At 38.5% G+C, this 2,611-nt stretch carries 3 protein-coding genes; 1 reads left to right on the top strand and 2 read right to left on the bottom strand.

All coding sequences use genetic code 11. The annotated features are described in order from the left end of the window. Window positions 1-325 precede the first annotated feature (325 nt). Together RMO55_RS05275 and RMO55_RS05270 are read right to left on the bottom strand one after the other, a co-directional pair. Window positions 326-1,318 (bottom strand): hypothetical protein, encoded by a 993-nt coding sequence (locus RMO55_RS05275; RefSeq protein ID WP_310424554.1) that lies wholly within the window; start codon window positions 1,316-1,318, stop codon window positions 326-328. A 99-nt stretch (window positions 1,319-1,417) separates the two neighbouring features. Further along, complete coding sequence (locus RMO55_RS05270; protein WP_310424552.1) at window positions 1,418-1,645, bottom strand: hypothetical protein; 228 nt, start codon at window positions 1,643-1,645, stop codon at window positions 1,418-1,420. 243 nt (window positions 1,646-1,888) lie between these two features. On the opposite strand from RMO55_RS05270, the gene RMO55_RS05265 reads away from it, so the two are divergent. After that, window positions 1,889-2,611 (top strand): ATP-binding protein (locus tag RMO55_RS05265; protein WP_310424550.1); only part of this gene is annotated, 723 nt, incomplete at its 3' end.

Below are 2,611 nucleotides of genomic sequence, written 5' to 3'. Positions count from 1 at the left end.
TTGTGGCTGTATAGCTATTACCGAGAGAACGAATAAAATCTAAAAGGCTTAGTTGCATTGGTTCGGGAATTTTTTCCAGTTCCCGAACGATCGATCGATCGTGTTCATAATGCGATGGGGAAGATTGAATACAATTCAAGTTTAACATTCTCACCTGATTGACAGACAAATCTTTTAGGGTAGGTTGGGTTGAAGAATGAAACCCAACATTTCTAGGATGTTGGTATGTTAGTTGGGTTTTGCTTCGCGCAACCCAACCTACGACTTAGGCTGTAAGAGATGAAGCAGAACCTACACTATGATATTGCCCCATCTCTCTAAATATCTAATTCTGATTGGCTAAGTCAGTAATTAGCTCTACCATTGCTTTTACCATTGGCATTCCGGTGAGTATTTCCATCCAATACCATTGACCATTAGGATTGAGTTCGATGAAATACAACTCGTCATCATCATCCCGAATGATGTCAAAAGCACCAAAATTAAGCCCGAAAATATCGAGCATTCCACGTAGCTTTTGAATATACTCATCAGGTAATGTATCTGGAACATGAGTAACTTTGTCGGGTTCAATTACTCGCCAATCCATATTAACGTCAGGATCGTCTAGGTGTTTGACATCTAACCGACAAACAAAGTGTTGACGACCAATTAGGGTCACTCGATATTCAGCTTTTTTAGCAATCCGCCTTTGGAGAAATAATGGTGCGAGATGAATGCTCTCACGGAATTCTTCTAGCGTCTCAACATTAATAGAGCGAGTAAAGCAAGCATACTGATTATCTTCATGTGAAAAGCCAGAATAGCTCATCGGTTTAACGATACAATCTTGGTACTTTTTGATAAAGTCTAATGCTGGTTGGTACTGATTAGTAACTATAGTTGGTGGTACTAAAATTTCTAGCTGTTGAGCGATAGGAATTTGGTTGATTCGGTTAGAAGGTAATCGCAAATTATAATAATCATTCACCCACTTTACATCAGGGAATAAGCCATGCAAAGAATACATTAAAGCTTTTGTTTCGTCCTGAGCATATTTAACTGCCCAAGGATCTGTTATGGCAGAATGGGGTAAATAATCATTAGGCTTTCGCCACCAAATCACTTTGACATCGGTAGCTTCTCTTAAAGAATCATTGAAATGTAATCTGCGCTCAGTAATATTACCGTCTGCGCCCCAAGCAATATGATATTCTGATTGAGGAATAAAGCTTTCACTATTCAGGCGAATAGGTTCGATATTGCTTTGATAAAGTTCTTTAACTATGACATCAGCATGAATGTCGTTTTCAGAGGTTATGATTAATAATTGTGGCATAAATAAAAATATTTAATAATATATTCTTTACAAAGTAGTGATAAATAATTTTTGTCACTACTTTGTAAACATGTGTATTAGCAAGATAAGAAGATGTATTTAATCATCTTCTTGACTGTCATCGTCTCTGCTACCTGGAGTAAGCCAAAAGCCAGTTGAAGCACTACGGGTACACCAAGAACCAGCCATAGCACTACTAAAATTAGAACTTTGAGTAGCAGGATCGTATGTTGGTTGTTCGCTGGATATTTCGTGCTGCGGGATAATACTAAGGTGCATCATCATAGGATAAGTTTTTTTGTCCAGACAAATAGTCGCTGAAGTCATGTCATTAATCTCCAAAGAGTAATCGCGGTTAAAGCATTAGAAATATGTTTGTATTTCCTTAGCTCATACTATGTTTCCCTTTCTGTTGTTGATTTCCACTAGGGAAAAATAGGTAGTTACAGAAAATAATACTTGGAGTTTAGATATCAGTTATCTGCTAAAACATTAAAAACTGCTCTAAAATAGTGGGAAGCAGGAAAAAATAGTAGTACAATGCGATCGCACCCACCACTCGATCGAGTTATGAACGTTGCGAAAGCCCTGGAGCTAGCCGATAAATTGATGTTCGACTCCAATAACCGACATTTAGACGATCTGGAACGATCGATTGTTGAGGGTGTCTATCAAGGTAAAAAATATAATCAAATAGCTAATGAGTATTCCTGTAGCGAGAGCCATGCAACTGATGTTGCTGCTGATTTATGGAAAGCTCTATCTGATGCTTTGGGTGAAAAAGTCAAAAAAGCAAATTTTAAATCTATAGTCGAACGCCATCAGTACAGAAATAGTTCGTCACTTATCCAAATCGGCTCAGTAAATGTCTGCTCAGACATCACAATAAGCAACCAACTTGAAGATCGCCATTCCAAGCCAATAGATCGATCGAACACCCCACAGTATTTAAAAACCATTCCCGATCTCGTACCTATCTACGATCGATCTCAAGAGCTAGACTCACTCAAGCAATGGATACTCACAGATCAATGTCGCTCCGTCGTCATCTTCGGTGCTGCTGGCATTGGTAAAACCGCTCTAGCTAGACAATTAGTAGAAGATATTAAAGGTGAGTTTGATGAGATTGTTTGGCAGAGTTTAGGCTGTCAACGTTCTGTGGTGGAATTTATCGATCGCAATCTTATCGCTTCACTCAATATCGAGGCTTTACCAGAACCACCATTAGACTTAGAAGCTAGATTGTCTCTACTACTCGAACATTTTCGATCGCATCGCTGTTTGATAGTTTTA

This window comes from Chamaesiphon sp. VAR_48_metabat_135_sub (genome assembly GCF_031418915.1).
Lineage (GTDB): Bacteria > Cyanobacteriota > Cyanobacteriia > Cyanobacteriales > Chamaesiphonaceae > Chamaesiphon.
This window is presented reverse-complemented; position numbering and strand designations above follow the sequence as displayed.